Source organism: Actinoplanes couchii (assembly GCF_016862075.1).
In the GTDB taxonomy this organism is placed as follows: domain Bacteria; phylum Actinomycetota; class Actinomycetes; order Mycobacteriales; family Micromonosporaceae; genus Actinoplanes; species Actinoplanes couchii.
In genome coordinates this window covers 36,151-57,888 of the sequence record NZ_BOMG01000035.1, presented here as the reverse complement: position 1 = coordinate 57,888, position 21,738 = coordinate 36,151, and the positions used below count along the sequence as shown (strand labels likewise).

Sequence of the window (21,738 nt, the reverse complement as noted above, 5' to 3'; positions counted from 1 at the left end):
CTCGGGCTTTTTCCGACGGAAGGAATCCATTGAGCGACACCACCGACGTGACGTCGGGTGTTTCTGACGTCGCTGACGGCGCCGGCACCACCGCGACCGCCACGAAGCGCCGCCGTGGCGGCACCGGGCTGTCCGCGATGCTGCTGCCCGAGTTGCAGAGCCTCGCCGCCTCCCTCGGCATCTCCGGCACCGCCCGGATGCGCAAGGGTGAGCTGATCGCCGCGATCACCGAGCGCCAGAGCGGCGGCGCCCCCGCCGCCGCAGCCGCCGAGTCGGCCCCGCGCCCGCGTACCAACAGCTCCGAGGCCGTCGCCACGGCTCCTGCCCCGGTCCAGACCACCCCGGTCGAGGCGCCGCAGACCGCCGTGGCCGAGCCGGCGCCGGCTGCCGAGCGTCCCGCCCGGAGCCGCCGTGAGCGGGCCACCCGCGAGCCTCGTGAGGCCCGCGAGTCCGCGCCCCGCCAGACGGAGACGGCGACCGTCGAGGCCCCCGTCGCCACCCAGGCTCCGGCCGTCGAGGCTCCCGCCCCGGCCGCCGAGACGAACGAGCGCCCCGAGCGGGCCGAGCGCGGCGAGCGGGGCGACCGTCCCGAGCGTGGCGAGCGCAACCGCGACCGGCAGCGCAACCAGCGTGACGGCCAGCAGCGCGACGGTGCGCCCCGCGACGGCCAGCGTGACGGTGGACCGCGTGACGGTGGACCGCGTGACGGTGGACCGCGTGACGGCCAGCGTGACAACGGCCCCCGCGACGGTCAGCGTGACGGCCGCCGGGACGAGCAGCAGCGTGAGGACCGCGGTAACAACGACCGTGGCCCGCGTGGTGACCAGGGTCACGATGACGACGACGCCGACGGTGACGGTGGCCGCCGCAGCCGGCGCAGCCGTTTCCGGGACCGCCGTCGTGGCCGGGACCGTGACGACAACCCGCGTGACGAGCGCGGTGGCCAGCAGCGTGAGGGCCGGGAGCCGCACGTGGCCGAGGACGAGGTTCTCGTCCCGGTCGCCGGCATCCTGGACGTGCTGGACAACTACGCGTTCGTCCGCACCACCGGTTACCTCTCCGGTCCCAACGACGTCTACGTCTCGATGTCCCAGGTCAAGAAGTACGGCCTGCGCCGCGGTGACGCGGTCACCGGCGCCGTGCGGTCCGCCCCGCGCGAGGGTGGCAACGACGGTCAGCGGCGGGACAAGTACAACCCGCTGGTCCGTCTGGACACCATCAACGGGATGGAGCCCGACGAGGCCCGCCGGCGTCCCGAGTTCTACAAGCTCACGCCGCTCTACCCGCAGGAGCGCCTGCGGCTGGAGACCGAGCCGCACATCCTCACCACCCGCATCATCGACCTGGTGATGCCGATCGGTAAGGGCCAGCGTGCCCTCATCGTCTCGCCGCCGAAGGCCGGTAAGACGATGGTGCTGCAGGCTCTGGCCAACGCGATCACGCACAACAACCCCGAGTGCCACCTGATGGTCGTGCTCGTGGACGAGCGGCCCGAAGAGGTCACCGACATGCAGCGCACGGTGAAGGGCGAGGTCATCGCGGCCACGTTCGACCGTCCGCCGCAGGACCACACCACGGTCGCCGAGCTGGCGATCGAGCGGGCCAAGCGCCTGGTCGAGCTGGGCCACGACGTGGTCGTGCTGCTCGACTCGGTGACGCGGCTCGGCCGGTCGTACAACCTGGCGGCGCCGGCCTCCGGCCGCATCATGTCCGGTGGTATCGACTCGACCGCGCTCTACCCACCGAAGCGCTTCCTCGGCGCGGCCCGCAACATCGAGAACGGTGGCTCGCTCACCATTCTGGCGACCGCGCTGGTCGAGACCGGGTCGATGATGGACACGGTCATCTTCGAGGAGTTCAAGGGCACCGGCAACGCCGAGCTCAAGCTGGACCGGAAGATCGCCGACAAGCGCATCTTCCCGGCCGTGGACGTCTCCGCTTCCAGCACCCGTAAGGAAGAGATCCTGCTGGGCAAGGAGGAGCTGGCGATCGTCCACAAGCTCCGCAAGGTGCTCAGCTCGCTGGAGAGCGGCGCTGCCCTGGACCTGCTGATGGACCGGCTCAAGCAGACCCGGACCAACATCGAGTTCCTGATGCAGATCGCCAAGTCGACGCCTGGCGAATAAGCACGCAAAACGCCGCGACCCACTCGAAAGGGTGGGTCGCGGCGTTTTTGTCGCACAACCTGTCTGATTCGGCCCATCCACGGTCGTGCGAACCTCCGGTATCCCTGTCCCACGACAGTCCGGAGGCGCCCTGATGCTCGTGCCCGGTTACCGGGATTGCCCGGCCGAACCCTGGGATCCGGGCACGCCTGTGGACCCCGGCGAGGCGGAGGACTTCCTGCGCCGGTGCTACATCGAGAACCCCCGGCTCGGGCCGGTCGAACCGAGACTCGCCATCGTCCGCGCGCAGGTCGCCGCCACCGGCACGTACGTGCACACCACCGACGAGCTGACCCACGGCGCGCGGATGGCGTGGCGCAACGCGAGCCGGTGCATCGGGCGGCTCTACTGGCGCAGCCTGATGGTGCTGGACCGGCGCCGGGCCCGGACCGCCGACGAGATCTACTCGCTGCTCGTCCAGCACCTGCAGACCGCCGGGGACGGGCAGATCCGCCCGGTGATCAGCATCTTCGCCCCGGCCCAGCCGGGCCGCCCGCACGCCCGGGTGTGGAACGAGCAGCTCATCAAGTACGCCGGCTACCGGACCGAGAACGATCAGACGGTGGGGGATCCACGGCAGGTCGGGTTCACCGAGGCCGTCCAGGGTTTCGGGTGGCGGGGCAAGGGCGAGGCGTTCGACGTGCTGCCGCTGGTGGTCGAGACGCCGGCCGAGGGGGTGCGCGTCTACGAGCTGCCGGAGCGGGTCATTCGCGAGGTGCCGCTGAGTCATCCGGAGTTCGGCTGGTTCGCCGAGCTGGGCCTGCGCTGGCACGCGGTACCGGCCATCGCCAACATGCGCCTCACCATCGGCGGCGTGCACTACCCGCTGGCCCCGTTCAACGGCTGGTACATGGGTTCCGAGATCGGCTCCCGCAACCTCGCCGACCGGGACCGTTACGACCTGCTGCCGCTGATCGCCGAGCGGATCGGCCTGGACACCAGCCGGGAGTCCACGCTGTGGCGGGACCGGGCGCTGGTCGAGCTGAACCGGGCGGTGCTGCACAGTTTCGAGCGGGCCGGGGTCAAGATGAGCGACCACCACACCGAGTCGCAGCGTTTCGTCACACATCTGGCCAACGAGGAGAAGGCCGGCCGCCGGGTGCCCGCCGACTGGACCTGGATCGTCCCGCCGATCTCCGGCGGCATCACCCCGGTCTTCCACCGTTACTACGACGAGTTCGACCAGCGCCCCGCCTTCTACCTGGACGACGAGGCGGCGGAGCTGGCCAAAGGCTGCCCTAGGCGAACTCGTTGACCGCGAAGTCGTCGCGGTGGCGCCAGGACGCCTCGGTGCGCACGTGCTCGGCCCGCACCCACTTGAGCAGCTTGAGCGGGAACTCGGCGTGCGGGATCCGGCCGGCCACCCGGACCACGAAACCCTCGGAGTGCTCCTCGTCGCGTTGCGTGGCCCAGGCGGCGCGGGCCTCGGACAGGCTGCCGCCCCGGTACAGCACCGGGACCATCGGCAGCTCCAGCCGGCGGGCCCAGTCGACGGTGTCGTCCCAGCCCAGCAGGGTGTCCGTCTCGTCCCAGATGCCGAAGACCAGGAACACCCCGGGCAGGTCGGTGTACGCCACACTGCGGCGAGCCCACATGGACTCGCCGCAGACCCGCCAGCCGTCCGGGATCCGGTACGACGTCATCGCCCACAGCGCCTTCGCCGGCCGGTCCCACGGGTGGGTGCCGGAGTCGAGCGAGCGGGCGTGCATGCCGTCGCGGGTGAAGGTGAGGTTCCCGCCGTCCATTTTCTCGGTCACCACGAGCTCGCCGTCCAGCCAGGACAGATCGTGCTGAATCCGGTCGTCGGCGGATGCTCCCGGTGAGTCGGGCAGATGGAACGTCCGCGGGTACTTCACCCTAGAAATCTCCCTCCGCAACCTGAAAGACCGTCAGGCCGAGCTGCCGCCACATACGTACCACCTGTTGACGGTCGTCGAACACCCCGACGATCCGCCAACGATCCTTGACCTCCCGGTCGAAGATCTCCCGCTTGACGATCGAGTCCTTGCGGCTGTCACCCTCCGGGCGCATGAACAGGCCTTCATAGGGCACCCCGACGAACAACTCCAGCCAGGCCTCGGTCTCCGCCCGGCACACCTCGTCGCGCCCGGAGCAGAAGACGATGGCGTGGCCGGCCGCGTGCATCGCCCGCACCGCCGTGATCACCGCCGGGTTCGGCTCGTCCTCGCCGACCCGGTTCCACGCGTACGGGCTGCGGCCGGTCATCAGCGCGACGGTCCCGTCGATGTCGACCAGCACCGCGCCCGGCAGCTCCGGGTCCGGCCGGTAGACCACACCCGGGCCGCCCGGATCGATGAACGGGATCGGCAGCGGCGTGTTCTTCCCGGCCAGGTAGCGGTCGTGCATGCGGCGGATGGCGTCCTCGCCGACCCGCTCGTCCTCGGGCCGGCCGACGTCGCGCCGCACACACTCGTCCACCGGCACGTCGGTGAAGTCGTGCACCTCGAACGACGCCGAATAGCGCGCCGCCATCTCGGCCCACTCCCGGACCGTCTTGGCGCGCAGGTTGGTGTCGTCCACGATGACGCTGCCCCGGGCCCGCAGCAGCGCCTCGACGGCCGCCCGCTGGGCCTGGGTGACCTGCGCCTCGGCGTGCTGCGTGTAGAGCCGGCAGCCGTGCAGCATGCGCCGCAGGTCGTCGCGGTTGACCCGGACCACGTCCGGCTGGAGCTTGCGCGCGAACGTGGTCTTGCCGGACGCCGGCAGGCCCCGGGTGATGAGCAGACGTGTCACTTCGGTTCAACTTCCTTCACTGCCGGCCGTACGCGCTGCCACAGGCCGGGACGGTAGTCCTTGCCGTCCAACCGCAGGAACAACTCGGCCCGGTACCCGGTGCGCAGCGCCTCGGCCGCGAACTCCTTGCGGCCCCACCCCTCGGGCAGTGCCGCGACGATCTTGTCGAACGTCGCCTCGACGGCCGCCACCGCCTCCTCGACCTCGGCGATCAGGCCGGTGGCGATGCCGGTGACCCAGACGTGGAACTCGTCCGGCAGCGGCTCGGTCAGGGCGTCCAGATCACCACCGACGGCGAGGATCTCCCACACCGAACGCGGGGTCAGGCCGGTGACGAGCCGGTGTAGACGTACATAATCGGCGTATTTGATCTTGACTCGCTGGTCGGCCTCGGTGAAGTGCACGACCAGACCCTCCCGGCCGTCCCTCGGCTCGGCGGCGAGCGCCTCGGCGAACGTCGCGTGGCCGAAGGTCTCCACCACCGGCCCCGGCCAGTCCGGCACCGCCGTCGGCCCGTGACTGCGGCCGGTCGCGATCTCCACCGCACCGAGCAGGATCAGGTCGTCCATCCCCTGGTAGTCGATCACGATCCGGTTGTCCGGATAGACGATCTCCACGAGCACGGTCAACCCCTGCGGCGGTACGAACGACGAGTACCGCTCGCGCAGTACCTGCGTCGCGTGCCGGGCCTGGTCGGAGGCGAACGAGCCCCGGGTGGCGACCGCCCAGCCCTCGCCGTCGTGATAGATCACACCCAGGCTGCCGTCGGCCTTGTCGGTGACCGTCACCGCCGCGCCCGGGGCGAGCCGGGGCGCCTGGCTCTGGTCGTGGTTGAAGAATTTCGGGAACGGCCGCGCGGCGATCCGCCCCTCGGCGTCCACCACCAGACCACGGCAGGCCAGCGTGACGGGCGTCCACGCCCCGGAGTACTGACACGCCTCGGTGTAGTTGTAGATCGTGAACGGCAGGCGGGGATGACGCTGGGTGCGGACCAGTCCGCTGTCGATCGCGGCGGCCAGATCGGCCGGATCGAGGACGTCGTGCAGAAGCGTCATGGGGTGCCTGCCAGCTGTGGGAATGAACGGAGCAGCGCTCACGTTAACCAGGACGAATCCAGTTGCGCCTCCTGATTTCCGGCCGGTACGGGAGGCATGGCAGACTGGTGCATCGGCCAGTAGGGGTTCCGGTTCACGTCTTTCCAGCAGGAGGGCGACCCGGCGGCCCGTTGTATCGAGAGGGACCGAGAAGACATGAAGAGCGGAATCCACCCCGAGTACACGACCACCGAGGTCGTCTGCTCCTGCGGCAGCACCTTCACCACCCGCAGCACCGCGAAGGGCGCGGAGATCCGCGTCGAGACCTGCAGCGCCTGCCACCCGTTCTACACCGGCAAGCAGCGCGTCCTCGACACCGCGGGCCGGGTCGCGAAGTTCCAGGCGAAGTACGCCAAGGTCACTGCCGCGAAGAAGAAGTAACTGCTTCCACGGCGCCCGTCCCGGTTCTCGGGGCGGGCGCCGTTCGCGTGTGGTCCGCTTTTCACGCCGGCTGGGGAGAAGTTCTGATGAGTAACGACCGTTTGAGCACGCTTCTGGCCGAGTACGTGGACCTGGAGCGCCTGATGGAGGACCCCTCCATCCACTCCGACCAGGCCCTGGTCCGCCGGGTCGGCCGCCGTTTCGCCGAGCTGGCGCCGATCTGGGCGGCCAACCAGGAGCTGGAGGCGGCCCGCGCCGATCTGGCCGCCGCCAAGGAGCTGGCCGCCGAGGACTCGAGTTTCGCCTCCGAGGTCGAGGCGGTCGCCGCCACGCTGCCCGGGCTGGAGGAGAAGCTCGGCGAGATGCTGATGCCGCGCGACCCCAGCGACGCCAAGGACGTGATCATCGAGATCAAGGCGGGTGAGGGCGGCCAGGAGTCCGCGCTGTTCGCCGGTGATCTGCTGCGCATGTACACCCGGTACGCCGAGAAGCACGGCTGGGTGGTCGAGGTGATCGACTCGCAGGAGTCGGACCTCGGCGGTGTGAAGGACATCTCGGTCGCGGTGAAGACCAAGGGCGCGCCCGTGGGCGGGCACGGCGTCTGGTCCCGGATGAAGTGGGAGGGCGGCGTGCACCGGGTGCAGCGGGTGCCGGTCACCGAGTCCCAGGGCCGGATCCACACCTCGGCGGCCGGCGTGCTGGTGCTGCCCGAGGCGGAGGACGTCGACATCGACATCCAGCCCGGCGACCTGCGGATCGACGTCTACCGCTCGTCCGGTCCGGGTGGCCAGTCGGTCAACACCACCGACTCCGCGGTCCGGATCACCCACCTGCCCACCGGGACCGTGGCCAGCTGCCAGAACGAGAAGAGCCAGCTCCAGAACAAGGAGGCGGCGATGCGCATCCTGCGGGCCCGGCTGCTGGCCCAGGCCCAGGAGGCGGCCGACGCGGCGGCCGGTGACGCGCGCAAGGCCCAGGTCCGCACGGTGGACCGCTCCGAGCGGGTCCGCACCTACAACTTCCCGCAGAACCGGATCACCGACCACCGGATCGGCTACACCGCCTACAACCTGGACCTGGTCCTCGGCGGCGAACTGGACGGGGTGCTGGACGCGCTGGCCCAGTCGGACCGGGCGGCCCGCCTGGCCGGGGACAGCGACATGCCGCGCCGCTGATCAGCCGATCCGGTGGACGGTCAGCCGGCCGGCGTTCTGACAGGCCAGGATCGGGCCGGTGCCGGAGCACCGGCCGTTCCCGGTCAGCGGGACCGTCCCGAGCAGGGTGGACCGGCCGGTGACCAGGTCGAACCGGGTCACCACGGACCTGGTGTAGTCCTTCACCAGCGGGTCCAGCAGCACCACGTAGTGCTCGTCGGCGTCCCAGTAGGCGACCCAGCCCCGCCCGGGTTTGCCGACCGTGCGCCCGGTGGCCGCCTCGGCCAGCACCGGCTGGGGCGCGGTGTCCGAGCGGGTGAGCAGCAGGAACTCATTGCCGGGGGACAGCCCGATGATCGGCCAGCCGGTGCCGGTCCAACGGTGCTCGCCGGTGAGCGGGTCGACGGCGCGGAAGCGATTCTCCTCGGTGAGGCAGATCACCGGACCGCAGTCCTGGGACCAGAGGTAGTCGCCGGACTTCGCCGACCAGAGCCGCTCCAGCGTGTCGGCCCGGTAAGCGGTGATCTCACCGTCCGTCCCGGTCGTCCGGTTCTCCAGGAACAGGCCCGGGGTCAGCGCGATCGAACTGCCGCTCCCGGTGACCGGCGACCGCTCGGCCCACGGCAGCTTCCGGACCAGCTGGACGGCGCCGGTGGCGTAGTCCAGCAGGGTGATCTCACCGTCCCCGGTGGCGGTCACCATCCGGATCGGCTCGTCCCCGTCGATCTGCACGGTCATGTCCACCGCCCGCGGCAGGGCCCGCTCCCAGACGACACCGCCGTCCCTGGTCCGGACCAGCCGGAACCGCACCGGGTCGCCCTGCTTGCCGTGCTCGACCAGCAGGGTCGTCTCCGGCCCGGCGTGCAGGTGGTAGCCGCCGGACCGGGTCCACAGCGTGGTGCCGCTGATCGCGTCGACGGCCGTGATCGTGCCGCCGTAGGTCTCCACGGCGACGCTGCCGTCGCCCATGTCGGTCTCCACCGTCTCCTGCCCACCGGCCAGCAGCAACACGCCGGAGCGCTCCACGGTCTCCATCTGCGTCGACTGCTCGCCGACCGGGCGGCTCCAGCGGGCCTTCCCGGTCGCCGCGTCGTAGGCGGTCAGACTCGGCGAACCGTCGCTGTTGGTCTGCACCAGGATCAGGCCGCCCGCGACCGACATCGAGTCCATCTCCTCGAACGGCACCGCCCACAGCTCCTGGATCAGCGGCGGCGCCGGCCGGGCCGAACCGCCGAGCGCGACCACGCACAGCGCCGCGAGACCGGCCAGCACCAGACGGCGCACCGTGCCGTGCCGGAACTCCGGCACACGCTCGGCGCGGCCGTCCCCGTCCGGTTCGCCGCTGACGTCGCCGAGCTCGATCATGCTCATGGTCATATGGTGGGCTTCCGGCCCGCCGCGGCGGCGGCCAAAGCGGCACTGAGCCCCCGGCCGTTGGACCCGACCTCGGACCAGCCGGACGCCACCCCGATCGGGGTGCCGGGCACCAGCGCCTGCCAGTTCTCGGCGTTCGCGGCGGCGCCGATCCGGCGGGACACCTCGGCCGCCTGGTGCGGGCCGGCGCCCGGCAGCACCAGCACGAACTCGTCACCGGCGAACCGGGCCACGAAGTCGCCGCGGCGCATCACCCGGTGCAGCACCCCGGCGATCCGCTGCAGGACCAGGTCACCGCAGTGCCGGCCGTGCCTGATGTTGATCGTGGTGAAGCCGACCACGTCGCAGATGCCGACCGCGGCCCGCTCGCCCCGGGACAGCAGCGAGTCCACATAGCGTTCCAGCTGACGGCGGTTCGGCAGGCCGGTCAGCGGGTCGGTGAGCGTCTCGTCGCCGTACCGGCCCGGATCGCGGTGTGTCTCCTGCGCGTCCAGGCGGGCGGCCACCCCGTCCAGGTAACCGTCCCGGAGCTGGTCGATGCGCATCGCGGCGAGACGGAACGCGTACCGGTCGGCGGCGTGCGCGGCCGCGTGATCACCCGCGGTGGAGTGGCAGATGCTGCGCAACCGGGCCGCCTCGGGAGCGCCCAGGGTCTCGGCGGAGACCGGCACCGCCTCCAGCATCGCCAGCGCCTGCTGCGGGCGGCCGGCCGCGATGGCCAGGCAGACCGAGCCGAGATGCCGCAGGTCCCGGGTGCGGGCGCTGTCGCCGCCGCCACCGGTCAGCCAGCGGGTCGCGTCCGACGAGGTCGAGTCGCCCAGCGCGGCCCGGCGGGCCAGGGCGTACCCGTACACCGCCCGGCTGCTCGGCCGGAGCTGATCGGTGGCGACGTAGCGGGACAACTCGGCGTCGATGTCGCGCAGCACCCGCAGACAGCCGTCGGTGTCGCCCTGATGGTCCAGCGCCACGGCGTTGCGCAGCCGGATACCCGGCGCCGCGAAGACCTCCTGCGCCAGGCCGGCCGCCGCGCCCACCTCGCGGGCCTGCTCGATCGCGATCAGGGCCTGGCCGTGAAAACCCAGATAGCTGTACGCCATGGCGAGGTCGTGCCAGCCCCACGCGGTGTCCGCGTCCCGTTCCGGCACGGCGGCCAGCGCCCGGGACGCCTGCACCAGATGCGTGACCCCGCGGTCCAGATTGCTCTGCAGGTGTGCGCCGAGGGCGGCGAAAGCGTGCAGCTGGCCACGCAGGTAGGGGTCGGGCACCTCGCGGACGGCCTCGGCGGCGGCGGCCATCGCGGCGGCCAGCTCGGCCACCCGGCCCAGGTTGATCAGCGCGCCGAAGCGCTGGACCAGCGAGTACGCCCGGGTCGCCGGGTCGGTGACGGTGTCCAGCACCGTGTCCAGGATCGGCAGGGCCGCGGCCGACTGCCCGTTCTGCTGGAGGTGATTGGCACGGCGAAGATCATCGACGTGTTCCGCGAGCTGGTCCAACCAACCCACCAGGCGCCTCCCACGACATCGGGCATCGCCCTCGCGCGATCCGCGGACCGGGCCGGAGCCCGCCGACGACTCCGCGTGCGCGAGGTCCCATGATTATGCCGTGACACCGCGACACGAACACCCCCGCGAGGACACGGATCGGACCCGCTTGGCGCCGGAGCTGGCAGCGGCGACGGTCGATCTCGGCGCGGCCGGAGTGTCCTCGCCACGTGTCGACGCCGAACTATTGGCTGCTCACGCACTGGGTGTGCCGCGCGGGCGGCTCCTGCTGACCGACACGATCCGGGCCGCCGAGCTGTCCCGGTTCCGGGACCTGGTCGCGCGCCGGGCCCGCCGGATCCCCCTGCAGCACCTGCTCGGCAGCGCCGCGTTCCGCTATGTGGAACTTGCGGTCGGCGACGGCGTCTTCACCCCCCGGCCGGAGACCGAGCTGCTGGCCGGCTGGGGTGTCGAGCGGACCGGGCCGGGCGCGCTGGTGGTCGACCTGTGCAGCGGCAGTGGCGCCATCGCGGTCGCGATCGCCGACGAGACGAAGGCCGGGCGGGTGATCGCCGTCGAGCGGTCGCCGGCCGCCCTGCCCTGGCTGCGCCGCAACACCGGGGGCTACCCGGTGGTCGAGGTGGTGGCCGGGGACGTGACCGATCCGGATCTGCTGGCCGGCCTGCACGGCACGGTGGACGTGCTGCTCTGCAACCCGCCGTACGTGCCGGACGGCACCGAGGTCCCGCCCGAGGTCTCCGGGCACGACCCGGCCGAGGCGGTCTTCGGCGGCGGCGACGGGCTGGTGGTGATCCGGCCGGTGATCGAGCTGGCCGCCCGGCTGCTCGTACCGGGCGGATCCCTCGGGATCGAACACGACGACGTGCACGGCGAGGCGGTTCCGGCGCTGCTGCGGGCCGACGGCCGGTTCACCGGGGTGACCGCGCACGACGACCTCACCGGCCGTCCGAGATATGCGACCGCCCGCCGCCGGTGAAACACCGTTCAGTCGCATGGCACACTGCAACACGTGATGCTCTACGACTGCGCCACCGTCGCTGACCGGGACCGTGGCATCGCCGCGGCTGTCGAGGCGGCCAAGAGCGGCGAGCTCGTGGTCTTCCCCACCGACACGGTCTACGGGGTGGGGGCCGACGCGTTCACCTCGCACGCCGTCACCCAGCTGCACCACGCCCGCGGCTCGGACCGCCGGGTGCCGCCGCCGGTGCTGGTCGGCTCCCGGCACACGCTGGACGGGCTGACCTACTCGCTGCCGCGTGCCGCCCGGGAGCTGGCCGACGCGTTCTGGCCCGGCGCGCTGACCATCATCGTCGAGCACTCACCCAGCCTGACCTGGGACCTCGGCGACACCGGGGGCTCGGTCGCGGTGCGCATGCCGCTGCACCCGGTCGCCCTGGAGGTGCTGCGCGAGGTCGGGCCGATGGCCGTGACCACCGCCAACAAGCTCGGCTCGCCCGCCCCGGTGACCGCCGACGAGGCCCGCGACCAGTTGGAGTACGCGGTGCGCGTCTACCTGGAGGCCGGCCCCGCCCTCGACCCGGCGCCGAGCACGATCGTGGACGTCACCGGTGATGTGCCGCGGGTGCTGCGGGCCGGTGCGATCCCGCTCGAGAAGCTTCGTGACGTGGTTCCGGAAATCATCGATGGGCAGGACTGACTTGGCGCCGTTCACCGTTCTGCACGTCTGCATGGGCAACATCTGCCGGTCGCCGATGGCCGAGCGCCTGCTGGCGCGCGCCGTCCGGGACCGGGCCGGTGACGCCGACGACGGCCGGCTGCTGCACAGTGTCAGCGCCGGCACCGGCGGCTGGCACGAGGGCGAGGAGATGAACCCGCCCGCGGCCCGCCTGGTCCGCGCCCGCCGCGGCACCGACGAGGGCTTCCTCGCCCGCAAGCTGCGCGGCGACTTCATCGACGAGGCGGACCTGATCCTCACCGCCACCGCCGACCAGTACGACTACGTGGTCGCGCTCCGCCCGGACGCCGCCGAGCGCACCTTCGTGCTCGGTGAGTTCGGCCGGCTGCTCGGCTCGGTGGACGCGGCCTCGCTGCCGCCGGCCGAGCCGAAACCGGAGGCGCTGCGGGCCCGGGGCACCGCGATCGTCGAGGCGGTCGCCGGGCTGCGTGGCGCGGACTCGGCCCAGGCCGGCGACGACCTGGACGACCCGTGGGGCCGCGGCGACCAGACGTTCCACCGGGTGGGCGACGAGATCGAGGACACCACGATGCCGTTCGCCGCGTTGTTGCTTCCGTGAACCTTTCGAAGATCGCTCTGCCGGACGCCGAGGGGTTGCGCCGGGCCGCCGAGATCCTGCGGGCCGGCTCGGTGGTGGCGTTTCCCACCGAGACCGTCTACGGCCTCGGCGCCGACGCCTTCTCCGAGCGGGCGGTCGGCGAGATCTACCGGTTGAAGAACCGGCCGTCCTGGAACCCGCTGATCGTGCACGTGGCGGACCTTCCGGCAGCCCGCGCGCTGGCCGCCGAGTGGCCGGCCGGGGCGGACAAGCTGGCCGGCGCCTTCTGGCCGGGCCCGCTGACCCTGGTCGTGCGCCGGGCCTCGCACCTGCCCGGCATCGGCGCGGTCAACGACACCGTGGCGGTCCGCGTCCCGGCGCATCCGGTCGCGCTCGACCTGCTGAGGGCCTGCGGGTTGCCGCTCGCCGCGCCCAGTGCGAACCGTTCCGAGGGCATCTCGCCGACCACCGCCGAGCACGTGGTGCGCAGCCTGCCGGACGTGCCGCTGGTGCTGGACGGCGGCGCCTGCTCCTGGGGCATCGAGTCGACGGTGCTGGACGTGACGGGTGACGTGCCGCGGCTGCTGCGGCCGGGTGCGCTCGGCCTGCGGGTGCTGCGCGAGGTGGCCGGCACCGTCGCGCTGCCCGAGGCGGAGACCGAGGACGGCGCCGCGCGGAACTCGCCCGGGATGAGCCGGCGGCACTACGCGCCGCGGGCCCGGACCGTGCTCCGCCCGGATGCCCGGGACCACGAGGGTTTGACCGGGCCGGTCGGCACCCTGACGTATGAGGGCAGCGAAGGGACCGAGGTCCTCTCCGCCGACCCGCGGGAGTACGCCGCCGACCTGTACGCCGCCCTGCACCGCCTGGACGACGCCGGTTACGCCACCATCGTCATCCAGGAGCCGCCGCGGACCGAGGACTGGCTGGCCGTCCGGGACCGGTTGTCACGCGCTGCCGCCTGACGTCTCCGCGGTGCGGGTGATGTTGCGGGCCATCCCGCTGAAGACGATCCCGTGGAACGGCACCACCGACGCCCAGTAGAGGTGCCCGGCCAGCCCGCGCGGCAGGAAGACGGCCCGCTGGCGGTAGACGCTCCCGCCCTCCGGGGTGGCCTCGGCCCGCATCTCCAGCCAGGCCCGCCCGGGCACCCGCATCTCGGCCCGCAGCCGCAGCAGTGAGCCGGGTTCGATCTCCTCGACCCGCCACCAGTCCAGGGCCTCGCCGACCCGTAGCCGGTGCCGGTCGCGCCGGCCGCGCCGCAGCCCGACCCCGCCGGCCAGCCGGTCCATCCAGCCGCGCACCGACCAGGCCAGCGGGAACGAGTACCAGCCGTTCTCGCCGCCGACCCCCTCGATGACCTTCCACAGCCGGTCCGGCGGGGCGCTCACCGGCCGGGACCGCTCGTCGACGTAGATGTTGCCGCCGGACCAGTCCGGGTCGCTGGGCAGCGGTTCGGCGGAGACGTCCAGGCCGGAGGCGGTGGACCAGCGGGTCTCCACGTCGGCGTCCCGGATCTTGCTGCGGGCCAGCCGGACCGACTCGTCGAAACCCAGCGGGGCCGGGCCCGGGATCAGCTCGGCGATGTCGTTCTCGTGCGCGATCGCCTCGTGGATCAGGCTGCCGACCAGCGGCCGGGCGATGCTGTTCGGCACCGGGGTGATCAGGCCGACCCAGTGCGACGACAGCCATGGGCTGAGCAGGCGGACCGGGACGATGACCCGGCGCGGGAGCCCGGCCACCCGGGCGTAGCGCTGCATCATCTCCCGATAGGTGAGCACGTCCGCGCCGCCGATGTCGAAACCGCGGCTGACCTCGGGCGGCAGGGTCGCGGCGCCGATCAGGTAACGCAGCACGTCGCGTACCGCAATCGGCTGGATCTTGTTGTTGACCCATCGTGGGGTGACCATGGCCGGCAGGCGCTCGGTCAGGTAGCGCAGCATCTCGAACGACGCCGAGCCGGACCCGATGATCACCGGCGCCCGCAGCACCACCGTCGGCACCCCGCTGTCCAGCAGGATGTGCCCGACCTCGGCCCGGGAGCGCAGGTGGGCGGAGGGTTTCTCGTGGGCGGGCGGCTCGGGTCCGCCGAGATAGATGATGCGGCGTACGCCCGCAGCCCGGGCCGCCGTGGCGAAGTTCTCCGCGGCCTCGCGGTCCAGCCGCTCGAAGTCCGGGCGGCCCAGCGAGTGGACCAGGAAGTAGGCGACGTCGACGCCCTCGAAGGCGGCCGGGAGCGTCGCCGGGTCGGACAGATCTCCCTCGGTGATCTCGGTCCGCCCGGCCCACGGCGCGTCCCGTAACCGGGCGGCACTACGGGACAGACATCGCACCTGATGGCCGGCGTCGAGCAGTCGCGGGACCAGACGCCCGCCGATGTAGCCGGTCGCGCCGGTGACAAGACATCGCATGCGTACAGGATTTCCCAGGAAGCCCGGGTCTGACGCCGGTCGGGCCGAAACGCCGGTCGCCGCGGTGTGGTGTGTGCCGCTCTGGGGCGAATCCCGGCGATTGACCCTGGTCGGGTCCGCCGGGGGACGCGACTGTGCCCGCCTGCGCGGCCGGGGAGACATATGCTGCTCGGGCAGGGTCCTCGGACGGGTAGATCCTCGACACGGGAGGCCATCGTGGGCACCTTCTGGGGGCCGGACTTCGCGGTGTTGCGGCGTGACGATCCGGAGATCGCCGCCGTGCTCGTCGACGAGGTGGTCCGCCAGCGGGACACCCTCCAGCTGATCGCGAGCGAGAGCTTCACCTCGCCGGCGGTGCTCGCGGCGCTCGGTTCGACGCTCGCCAACAAGTACGCCGAGGGTTATCCGGGGGAGCGCTACTACGGCGGCTGCGCCCAGGTGGACCGGGCCGAGCGGCTCGCGGTCGAGCGCGCCCGGGAGCTGTTCACGGCCGAGCACGCCAACGTGCAGCCGCACTCCGGCGCGGCGGCGAACCTGGCCGCCTACGCGGCGCTGGCCGAGCCCGGTGACGTGGTGCTGGCGATGGGGCTGCCGTACGGCGGGCACCTCACCCACGGCAGCCGGGCCAACTTCTCCGGCAAGTGGTTCCACCCGGTCTCCTACCGGGTCTCGCCGGAGACCGAGGAGATCGACTACGACGAGGTACGGGATCTGGCGCTGGCGCACCGTCCGAAACTGATCATCTGTGGCGCCACCTCGTACCCCCGCCTGATCGACTTCGCCCGGTTCCGGGAGATCGCCGACGAGGCCGGGGCCTACCTGATGGTCGACGCGGCGCACTTCATCGGGCTGGTGGCCGGGCGCGCGGTGCCGTCCCCGGTGCCGTACGCCGACGTGGTCACCGCGACCACCCACAAGGCGCTGCGCGGACCGCGCGGCGGCATGATCCTCTGCCGGGGCGAGCTGGCCCAGCGGATCGACAAGGCGGTCTTCCCGTTCGCGCAGGGCGGGCCGATGATGCACGCCATCGCGGCCAAGGCGGTCGCCTTCCGTGAGGCGTCCACCGCGGAGTTCCGGGGGTACGCCAACCAGACGGTCCGCAACGCGCGGGCGCTGGCCGCCGGGCTCGCCGCCGAGGGGATGCGGCCGGTCACCGGCGGCACCGACACCCACCTGGCCGTCCTCGACCTGCGGGAGCTGGGCGTGACCGGGCTGGAGGCGGAGACCCGGTGCGCGCGGGTGGGCATCGCGCTGACCAAGAACGCGATCCCGTTCGACCCGCTGCGCCCGTCGGTGGGCTCCGGGATCCGGATCGGCACGCCGAGCGTCACCTCCCAGGGCATGCGGGAGGACGAGATGGGCCGGATCGCCCGGGTGATCGGCCGGGCGGTGCGGGACGAGACCGCCGGGGTGGCCGCCGAGGTGGCCGAGATCGTGGGAGCGTTTCCGCCCTATCCGCTGGACACGGAAATGCCCGAGGATTCCGCACTGGCATGGTGAAATCGCATTCCGGGAAAGAATCCGGAAACGTGATCTGAACGCCCGCTAACCGCTGACGGACGTGTTATCGGGAAGTCCCGGACCCGGTGATAACGTGGCCCGCCGTGCCGAAGACGGTACGAAATGCCTGCGGGAGGTTTTTGCGGTGAGTCAAGTGCCGGCCGACGAGGAACGCCCGGCCCCGGCGGAGGACCCGCGCTGGCGGATCGAGCACCTTCCGCTCCTCACCGCGGTCTCCACCGCCCTGCTGTTCTGCGCCTTCTCGGCCGGTTACCTGGCCAGGGGTGTCGAGGCGGGGGTGGGCGCGGCCGCCGGGGTGCTGATCGTGACCGTCAGCTTCACCATGTCCACCCTGGTGATCGCCTGGGCCGACACGGTCCGGCCGGCTTTGCTGTTGCCGCTCGGAATGCTTACTTATGTGGTGAAATATTCTTTGTTGGGAGTCATCCTGGCCATCGGCGTCGACATCCCCTGGCCGGGCTGGTCGGCCCTCGGGTGGGGCATCGTCGCCGGGGTGGTCGTCTGGACCGGTGTCCAAGCCTGGTGGGTGCACCGCCGGGTCATTCGGAAGGTGATCTAGAGCACCTCGTAACCCCTGGTCAGGAGCATGTAAAACGGGCACGGCGCCACTATCCGGTGACCCCTCGGACTGCGCGGTGTTCCGATTTGGCGCGACAGGAGTACCGTGTCCAGTCAGTTGCGAGACCCCTGACGCCTGGACAACTACGGTTGTGCGGGGGGTCCCGCTTTGCTTCGTGTTTCCTGCTGATATCGTTCGGGCCGACATGGCCGCCCAGAAACCTCCCCACGAATCCCACGGTGACGACGGTCCGGACACGCCCCCCGACTCCGGTGCGGGCATGACAGCACTGTCGTATCTCATCGCGGGCATTCTGTCCTGGGGTGGAATCGGCTGGCTGGTCGACTACTTCGTCGGAACCACGGGCATCTTCGCCGCCATCGGTGCGGTCCTCGGGGTCGCCGGCGCTGTGTACCTCATCGTGCGCCGTGTCACGGCGCCTGACAGGAAAGGGCCAAGGTGATCGGTCAGTCGACGGTCCTCGCGGCGGCGTTCCCGCCCAGCGTCGAGGACTTCTACCTGCCCAGCATCCTGCCGTGGGACGCTCACGACAGCTACTGGTTCACCAAGATCACGGTCCTGGTCTGGGTGGCGGTCGCAGCAATCATCATCTTCTTCCTGGCCTCTTACCGGAACCCGCAGCTGGTTCCGACGAAGAAGCAGTGGATGGCGGAGAGCCTTTACGGCTTCGTGCGCAACAACATCGCGGTCGACATGATCGGCCCGCAGGGTGTCCGGTTCGCGCCCTACCTGACCACGCTGTTCACGTTCATCCTCGTGAACAACATGTTCGGCATCATCCCGCTGGTGCAGATCTCCCCGATGTCGCACATCGCGTTCCCGGCGGTCCTCGCGGTCGTCACCTACGTGATGTTCATCTGGGTCGGTATCAAGAAGCACGGCATCGGCTACTTCATCCACGCGGTGAAGCCGGACGCGCCGGCCGGCATCCTGCCGCTGCTGATCCCGATCGAGATCTTCTCGAACTTCCTGGTCCGTCCGTTCTCGCTGGCGGTGCGTCTCTTCGCCAACATGTTCGCGGGCCACATGCTGCTGCTGGTGTTCACTCTCGGCGGTTTCGCGATGATCAGCGCGAACGCCTGGCTGGCCCCGATCTCGGTGCTGTCCTGGGTGCTCACCATCGCGATCACCTTCCTCGAGTTCATGGTGATCTGCCTTCAGGCTTACGTCTTCACGGTGCTGACCGCGAGCTATGTGCAGGGTTCGCTCGCTGACGAGCACTGAGTAGTACCCGATCTCCAAGTAACACCCCGTTTGTCGTCCCGCGTGATAGTCACGCGAGATACCAGGAGGAACGAAGAATGCTTACCGCCGAACTCTTCGGTAGCACCGCCGCCATCGGTTACGGCCTCGCTGCTATCGGCCCCGGCATCGGTGTCGGTCTGGTCTTCGCCGCTTACATCCAGTCGACCGCCCGTCAGCCGGAGTCTTCCCGCCTGACCCTGCCGTTCGTCTGGATCGGCTTCGCGGTGATCGAGGCGCTCGCGCTCCTCGGCATCGCGTTCGGTTTCATCTGGCAGGGCACCGGGCTCTGATCTAGACCTCGACTAGGAGGTTCGTATGATCGACCTTTACCTGGCCGCGGCCACGGAAGAGGGCGCCGAAGTCGTCAAGCACAACCCGATCATCCCTGTCTGGCAGGAGATCGTGGTCGGCTCGGTGGCGTTCGCCGTGCTCTGCTTCGTATTGATGAAGTTCGTCTTCCCCATGATGGAGAAGACGTTCCAGGCGCGGGTGGACGCCATCGAGGGCGGCATCAAGCGCGCCGAGGCCGCACAGGCCGAGGCCAACGAGCTGCTCGAGCAGTACAAGGCGCAGCTGGCCGAGGCGCGTACCGAAGCCGCTCGCATCCGCGACGAGGCCCGGGCCGACGCCGAGGGCATTCGTCAGGACGTCCTGGCCAAGGCTCGCGAGGAGTCGGACCGCATCATCGCGGCCGGCAACGAGCAGCTGAACGCCCAGCGTGAGGCCATCGTGCGGGAACTCCGCTCCGAGGTCGGCACGCTCGCGGTCGACCTGGCCAGCAAGATCGTCGGCGAGGCTCTCGCGGACGAGGCCCGTACCCGTGGCACCGTCGAGCGGTTCATCGCCGACCTCGACACGGCGGGACAGCGCTGATGACGTCACCGACTGTAAGCCGCGAGGCCTACGGCGAGGCGTCTGCCCGGCTGGCCGCCGAGACCGCGACTGCCACGGCTCCGCAACTGGTCACGGTCGCCGACGAGATTCTGTCGGTGGCCGGCCTGCTGCGGTCCGACCTGCGCCTGCGCCGGGCCCTGACCGACCCGTCGCGGCCCGGTGCGGACCGTGCCGAGCTGATCAAGTCGCTGCTGAGCGGCAAGGTCTCCAAGGCCACTGTCGACACGATCAGCACGCTGGTGACCGGGCGGTTCGCCCGTCCGGGCCAGCTGCTGGACGCCACCGAGCACCTGGGTGTGGACGCGCTCCTCACCTCGGCGGAGCGGGACGGCAAGCTGGGCGACGTCGAGGACGAACTGTTCCGGTTCGGCCAGATCTCGTCCGGTGACTCGGCCCTGGCCGCCGCGCTCAGCGACGCCAGTGCCTCGCTCTCGGAGCGGGTTAAGCTGGTGGAGGACTTGCTGAAGAGCAAGACCCAGCCGGCGACCTTCCGGCTCGTCGAGGTGGCCCTGACCGGCTTCGGTGGGCGTGGCTTCGCGGCCTCGCTGAACCGACTGGTCGAGGCGACCGCCGAGAAGCGCGACCGCGAGGTGGCGTACGTGACGGTGGCCAAGCCGTTGACCGAGGCCGAGGAGCAGTCCCTGGCCGGCAAGCTGTCCGCCGTCTACGGGCGCGACGTCTCGCTGAAGGTGGACGTCGTTCCGTCGGTTCTCGGTGGAGTCAGCGTCCGGGTCGGTTCCGACCTCTACGACGGCACGGTCCAGCGCAAGCTGAACGCAGCCAAGCAGGCGTTCGCCTAATTTAGCTTTTTCCCCTCGATTCCTGATCGAGAAGCCCCCTCGGCGGCGGTGACGTCCCGAGCTAGACAGAGAAGGCAGAGGATGGCCGAGCTGACCATCTCCTCGGACGAGATCCGGGGGGCGCTAGAGCGCTACGTCTCGTCCGCCACGAGCGACCTCACCCGTGAAGAGGTGGGCGTCGTCTCCGACGCAGGCGACGGCATCGCGCACGTCGAGGGTCTCCCCTCGGTGATGGCGAACGAGCTGCTCGAGTTCGCCGACGGCACCCTGGGTGTCGCGTCGAACCTCGATGTCCGTGAGATCGGCGCCGTGATCCTGGGCGACTACGCCGCGATCGAGGAGGGCCAGCCGGTCAAGCGCACCGGCCGCGTCCTCTCGGTCCCGGTGGGCGACGCCTTCCTGGGCCGCGTCGTCGACGCCCTGGGCAAGCCGATCGACGGTCTCGGTGAGATCGCCAACGAAGGCTTCCGCGAGCTGGAGCTGCAGGCGCCGAACGTGATGGCCCGGCAGCCGGTGAAGCAGCCGCTGCAGACCGGCATCAAGGCGATCGACGCCATGACGCCGATCGGCCGTGGCCAGCGCCAGCTGATCATCGGCGACCGCAAGACCGGTAAGACCACGGTCGCGATCGACACGATCATCAACCAGAAGGCGAACTGGGAGTCCGGCGACCCGGAGAAGCAGGTTCGCTGCATCTACGTGGCGATCGGCCAGAAGGCCTCCACCGTCGCCAGCATCCGGGGCACCCTGGAGGCACAGGGCGCGCTGGAGTACACGACGATCGTGTCGGCCCCCGCGTCCGACCCGGCCGGCTTCAAGTACATCGCCCCGTACACCGGCTCGTCCATCGGACAGCACTGGATGTACAACGGCAAGCACGTCCTGATCGTCTTCGACGACCTGACGAAGCAGGCCGAGGCCTACCGCGCCGTGTCGCTGCTGCTGCGCCGCCCGCCGGGCCGTGAGGCGTACCCGGGCGACGTCTTCTACTTGCACTCCCGCCTGCTGGAGCGTTGCGCCAAGCTCTCCAACGAGCTGGGTGGCGGCTCGATGACCGGTCTGCCGATCATCGAGACGAAGGCCAACGACATCTCGGCCTTCATCCCGACCAACGTCATCTCGATCACCGACGGTCAGATCTTCCTGGAGACCGACCTGTTCGCCTCGGGTGTCCGCCCGGCGATCAACGTCGGTACCTCGGTGTCGCGCGTGGGTGGTTCGGCGCAGGTCAAGGCGATGCGCTCGGTCTCCGGCCGGTTGCGCCTGGACCTGGCCCAGTTCCGTGAGCTGGAGGCCTTCTCGGCCTTCGCCTCCGACCTGGACCGCGCGTCGCGTGCCCAGCTCGAGAAGGGCGTCCGCCTGGTCGAGCTGCTGAAGCAGCCGCAGTACTCCCCGTACTCGACGGTCGAGCAGGTCATCGTGATCTGGGCCGGCACGACGGGTCAGCTCGACGACATCGCCGTCGGTGACGTGCGGCGTTTCGAGCAGGAGTTCCTGCAGTGGTTCAAGCAGCACCACAGCGACGTCTACACCACGATCGAGTCGACGAACCTGCTGAGCGACGACAACATCGAGAGCCTGAAGTCGGGCGTCGTCGAGTTCAAGAAGTCGTTCCAGGGCGGTAACTAG

General features: G+C 70.7%; 22 protein-coding genes. 16 read left to right on the top strand and 6 right to left on the bottom strand.

The window, feature by feature from the left end; genetic code table 11:
• The first annotated feature begins 29 nt into the window (after positions 1-29).
• Positions 30-2,126: a transcription termination factor Rho gene (gene rho, locus Aco03nite_RS11495; protein WP_203795025.1), complete on the top strand. Its 2,097-nt coding sequence runs from the start codon at positions 30-32 to the stop codon at positions 2,124-2,126.
• 133 nt (positions 2,127-2,259) lie between these two features.
• The gene (locus Aco03nite_RS11490; protein WP_203795024.1) at positions 2,260-3,420 is read left to right on the top strand and encodes a nitric oxide synthase oxygenase; all 1,161 of its coding nucleotides are present in this window, start codon (positions 2,260-2,262) and stop codon (positions 3,418-3,420) included.
• Here Aco03nite_RS11490 and Aco03nite_RS11485 read toward each other — a convergent pair.
• Genes Aco03nite_RS11485 through Aco03nite_RS11475 form a run of 3 tightly spaced genes read right to left on the bottom strand, consistent with a single transcriptional unit; the run spans position 3,404 to position 5,974 of the window.
• On the bottom strand, positions 3,404-4,021 hold the full coding sequence (locus Aco03nite_RS11485) for an RNA ligase family protein (RefSeq protein ID WP_203795023.1): 618 nt from the start codon (positions 4,019-4,021) through the stop codon (positions 3,404-3,406). The two genes, Aco03nite_RS11490 and Aco03nite_RS11485, sit on opposite strands and share 17 nt — an antisense overlap.
• Position 4,022: 1 nt before the next feature.
• Positions 4,023-4,919 carry a phosphatase domain-containing protein gene (locus Aco03nite_RS11480; RefSeq protein WP_203795022.1) on the bottom strand — a complete coding sequence of 299 codons (897 nt, stop codon included), beginning with the start codon at positions 4,917-4,919 and terminating at the stop codon, positions 4,023-4,025.
• Positions 4,916-5,974, bottom strand: coding sequence for an RNA ligase (locus tag Aco03nite_RS11475; protein WP_203795021.1), 1,059 nt, complete (start codon positions 5,972-5,974; stop codon positions 4,916-4,918). The genes Aco03nite_RS11480 and Aco03nite_RS11475 overlap by 4 nt, the downstream gene beginning before the upstream one ends.
• Positions 5,975-6,169: 195 nt before the next feature.
• Here Aco03nite_RS11475 and rpmE point away from each other — a divergent pair, with 195 nt between their 5' ends.
• On the top strand, positions 6,170-6,394 hold the full coding sequence (gene rpmE / locus Aco03nite_RS11470; protein ID WP_188119615.1) for a 50S ribosomal protein L31: 225 nt from the start codon (positions 6,170-6,172) through the stop codon (positions 6,392-6,394).
• Between the two features lie 86 nt (positions 6,395-6,480).
• The gene (gene prfA / locus Aco03nite_RS11465; protein WP_203795020.1) at positions 6,481-7,569 is read left to right on the top strand and encodes a peptide chain release factor 1; all 1,089 of its coding nucleotides are present in this window, start codon (positions 6,481-6,483) and stop codon (positions 7,567-7,569) included.
• On the opposite strand, the gene Aco03nite_RS11460 is transcribed toward prfA, so the two are convergent.
• Together Aco03nite_RS11460 and Aco03nite_RS11455 are read right to left on the bottom strand one after the other, a co-directional pair.
• The gene (locus Aco03nite_RS11460) at positions 7,570-8,919 is read right to left on the bottom strand and encodes an outer membrane protein assembly factor BamB family protein (RefSeq protein WP_203795019.1); all 1,350 of its coding nucleotides are present in this window, start codon (positions 8,917-8,919) and stop codon (positions 7,570-7,572) included. It abuts the gene before it with no gap.
• Between the two features lie 2 nt (positions 8,920-8,921).
• Positions 8,922-10,424: a GGDEF domain-containing protein gene (locus Aco03nite_RS11455; protein WP_203795018.1), complete on the bottom strand. Its 1,503-nt coding sequence runs from the start codon at positions 10,422-10,424 to the stop codon at positions 8,922-8,924.
• Between the two features lie 100 nt (positions 10,425-10,524).
• Between Aco03nite_RS11455 and prmC the strand changes: the two genes are divergently transcribed.
• From prmC to Aco03nite_RS11435, 4 genes are read left to right on the top strand one after another with little or no spacing between them, the layout of a single operon-like run.
• Positions 10,525-11,400, top strand: a complete 876-nt coding sequence (gene prmC, locus Aco03nite_RS11450; protein WP_203795017.1) for a peptide chain release factor N(5)-glutamine methyltransferase — start codon at positions 10,525-10,527, stop codon at positions 11,398-11,400.
• Positions 11,401-11,436: 36 nt separating this feature from the next.
• Positions 11,437-12,081: an L-threonylcarbamoyladenylate synthase gene (locus Aco03nite_RS11445; RefSeq protein WP_203795152.1), complete on the top strand. Its 645-nt coding sequence runs from the start codon at positions 11,437-11,439 to the stop codon at positions 12,079-12,081.
• 1 nt (position 12,082) lies between these two features.
• A complete protein-coding gene (locus tag Aco03nite_RS11440) occupies positions 12,083-12,679 on the top strand; it encodes an arsenate reductase/protein-tyrosine-phosphatase family protein (RefSeq protein WP_203795151.1) in 597 nt (198 codons plus the stop codon).
• Positions 12,676-13,623, top strand: a complete 948-nt coding sequence (locus Aco03nite_RS11435; RefSeq protein ID WP_203795016.1) for an L-threonylcarbamoyladenylate synthase — start codon at positions 12,676-12,678, stop codon at positions 13,621-13,623. Before Aco03nite_RS11440 ends, Aco03nite_RS11435 begins: the two co-directional genes overlap by 4 nt.
• On the opposite strand, the gene Aco03nite_RS11430 is transcribed toward Aco03nite_RS11435, so the two are convergent.
• The gene (locus tag Aco03nite_RS11430; protein WP_203795015.1) at positions 13,606-15,069 is read right to left on the bottom strand and encodes an SDR family oxidoreductase; all 1,464 of its coding nucleotides are present in this window, start codon (positions 15,067-15,069) and stop codon (positions 13,606-13,608) included. The genes Aco03nite_RS11435 and Aco03nite_RS11430 overlap by 18 nt on opposite strands.
• 216 nt (positions 15,070-15,285) lie before the next feature.
• Here Aco03nite_RS11430 and glyA point away from each other — a divergent pair, with 216 nt between their 5' ends.
• From glyA to atpA, 8 genes are all read left to right on the top strand, one after another.
• Positions 15,286-16,569, top strand: coding sequence for a serine hydroxymethyltransferase (glyA, locus tag Aco03nite_RS11425; RefSeq protein ID WP_239145073.1), 1,284 nt, complete (start codon positions 15,286-15,288; stop codon positions 16,567-16,569).
• 145 nt (positions 16,570-16,714) lie between these two features.
• On the top strand, positions 16,715-17,149 hold the full coding sequence (locus Aco03nite_RS11420; RefSeq protein ID WP_203795013.1) for a hypothetical protein: 435 nt from the start codon (positions 16,715-16,717) through the stop codon (positions 17,147-17,149).
• Between the two features lie 280 nt (positions 17,150-17,429).
• Positions 17,430-17,612, top strand: a complete 183-nt coding sequence (locus Aco03nite_RS11415; RefSeq protein WP_239145072.1) for an AtpZ/AtpI family protein — start codon at positions 17,430-17,432, stop codon at positions 17,610-17,612.
• Positions 17,609-18,394 carry a F0F1 ATP synthase subunit A gene (gene atpB / locus Aco03nite_RS11410; protein ID WP_203795011.1) on the top strand — a complete coding sequence of 262 codons (786 nt, stop codon included), beginning with the start codon at positions 17,609-17,611 and terminating at the stop codon, positions 18,392-18,394. The genes Aco03nite_RS11415 and atpB overlap by 4 nt, the downstream gene beginning before the upstream one ends.
• A gap of 77 nt (positions 18,395-18,471) precedes the next feature.
• The gene (locus Aco03nite_RS11405) at positions 18,472-18,705 is read left to right on the top strand and encodes an ATP synthase F0 subunit C (protein WP_203795010.1); all 234 of its coding nucleotides are present in this window, start codon (positions 18,472-18,474) and stop codon (positions 18,703-18,705) included.
• Positions 18,706-18,730: 25 nt separating this feature from the next.
• Complete coding sequence (locus Aco03nite_RS11400; protein ID WP_203795009.1) at positions 18,731-19,288, top strand: F0F1 ATP synthase subunit B; 558 nt, start codon at positions 18,731-18,733, stop codon at positions 19,286-19,288.
• Positions 19,288-20,109, top strand: a complete 822-nt coding sequence (locus Aco03nite_RS11395) for a F0F1 ATP synthase subunit delta (RefSeq protein WP_203795008.1) — start codon at positions 19,288-19,290, stop codon at positions 20,107-20,109. Before Aco03nite_RS11400 ends, Aco03nite_RS11395 begins: the two co-directional genes overlap by 1 nt.
• A gap of 81 nt (positions 20,110-20,190) precedes the next feature.
• Entirely contained in the window at positions 20,191-21,738 is a 1,548-nt protein-coding gene (gene atpA, locus Aco03nite_RS11390; protein WP_203795007.1) for a F0F1 ATP synthase subunit alpha, read from the top strand.